This is a genomic window from Methanocalculus sp. (assembly GCF_029762515.1).
In the GTDB taxonomy this organism is placed as follows: domain Archaea; phylum Halobacteriota; class Methanomicrobia; order Methanomicrobiales; family Methanocorpusculaceae; genus Methanocalculus.
Window position 1 is genome coordinate 1 of the sequence record NZ_JARVGN010000471.1, and the last position, 1,648, is coordinate 1,648.

Sequence of the window (1,648 nt, forward strand, 5' to 3'; positions counted from 1 at the left end):
TCAGCAGGAAGTCAAGAGAGAAGGGGTGTTATTATTGCGGGCCGGGCAACAAATTCTGGCCGCAGTTCTCCCGGATAACCAGCAGAGAGAACGTAATCCCTGCTTCCATAGAGGATTGCAGGATTGTTCTGGAATACAAAATCGGGCTTACCGATCTGAATAAGACAGAATCGGGATCCGACAGATCCCTGACAAAATCAGAGTACGACACGGACAGTTTCATTCAGAAGATGCTTGAATATAAACCCCGCTTCATCGTCTTCAATGGAAAAGAAGCAGCCAGGCACGCCTTAAAGAGAAGAGAGATCGGGTATGGCATGCAATCTGAGATGATCGGGGAGAGCTCCGTATTCGTCGCTCCATCCACCTCCGGACTCTCGGCTAAAGACTGGAAGTACCACGGGGAAGAGTGCTGGGGCAGGATCGGGGAGATCTATTCGGAGATGCGGGCAGGGGAGGATTGAATAAATAATGAGTCCCGATAGCTGTGAGCAGGAACAGAGAGAAGTGGCAGGATAAGAGATGACTCCCCCATAAACATAAACATACACATACATACACACAATATTTAAATAAGTCTGAGATATACTTACATCCATGGGAACGATCACACTCAGCATCGACGATGAAACAGAGCGGCGCTTTCGGAGCACAGCCAGGAAGGTTATAGGGGAGCGAAAAGGGTACCTGGGCGAAGCTGCAACCGATGCGATGAAACTCTGGATTCACGAGAAGACGCAGGAAGCCATAGCAAAAGATGCTCTGGAACTCATCAGGAAGACATACCATTTTGGAGAGAAGAAATATCGCTACAGGAAGGATCTCTATGACCGGTGAAGCACCACCGCTCATCGATACCAACATACTGGTCTATCTCTTTGATGAAGACGCGGCAAATAAACGGGATATCTCTCATCAGCTCATCGCAGGCTGTTTCAAATCAGAGAGAAGGTATTCACTGTCTTACCAAAACCTTGCAGAATTTTCTGTCGTTGTCACTGAGAAGGTCGCAGATCCAATGCCATCTGAAGATATCCAGCGATTCATTCATACGATTACCTCATACCAGGGATGGAATCTCGTTCACTACACAGGCACGACAATCATACATGCCCATGAGATTAAAGAACAGCATAAGCTCCATTTCTGGGATGCCCTGCTGGCTGCAACAATGCTGGAAAACCATATTCATACAATATATACCGAAGATGCACATTTCAGGAAGATACCCGGAATCACCATGATGAATCCATATCAGACTCAGCTATAACGGATTAAATCAATTTGGTGAACTGATACCCTCCTCACATTACAGGATACATCACCCCCCTCACCACCATCTTCCCCATTCCGTCCCCGGTAAAAACAGCAACAAATAAGAACTTTTCCCCCATTTTTACATTACAATAGCACGGGGAGATGTATGAGTGGAGAGTACGAGCAGGCATTTCGTGAATCGATAACCGATCCAACAAAGTTCTGGGGAACTGCGGCTAAAAACATCATCTGGTCCAGAGAATATGACCGGGTGCTCACAGCCGGAGAACCTCCATTTTATCACTGGTTTGAAGGGGGCGAGCTGAACACCTGCTACAACTGCCTTGATCGCCACATCGGGGAGGGGCGGGGAGACAGAACAGCCCTCATC

At 47.6% G+C, this 1,648-nt stretch carries 4 protein-coding genes; all 4 read left to right on the top strand.

The annotated features are described in order from the left end of the window. On the top strand, positions 1 to 464 hold a 464-nt coding region (locus tag QCH34_RS12265), incomplete at its 5' end, for a mismatch-specific DNA-glycosylase (protein WP_300334550.1). A gap of 133 nt (positions 465 to 597) precedes the next feature. After that, complete coding sequence (locus tag QCH34_RS12270) at positions 598 to 837, top strand: hypothetical protein (protein ID WP_300334552.1); 240 nt, start codon at positions 598 to 600, stop codon at positions 835 to 837. Next, a complete protein-coding gene (locus tag QCH34_RS12275) occupies positions 827 to 1,270 on the top strand; it encodes a PIN domain-containing protein (protein WP_300334553.1) in 444 nt (147 codons plus the stop codon). The genes QCH34_RS12270 and QCH34_RS12275 overlap by 11 nt, the downstream gene beginning before the upstream one ends. Positions 1,271 to 1,423: 153 nt before the next feature. Further along, the coding region (locus QCH34_RS12280) for an acetyl-coenzyme A synthetase N-terminal domain-containing protein (protein ID WP_300334554.1) at positions 1,424 to 1,648 on the top strand (225 nt) is incomplete at its 3' end.

Bases quoted from the DNA above. Each gene is read 5' to 3' on its own strand.
- QCH34_RS12275 (WP_300334553.1), top strand. From the start codon at position 827: ATGACCGGTGAAGCACCACCGCTCATCGATACCAACATACTGGTCTAT.
- QCH34_RS12270 (WP_300334552.1), top strand. From the start codon at position 598: ATGGGAACGATCACACTCAGCATCGACGATGAAACAGAGCGGCGCTTT.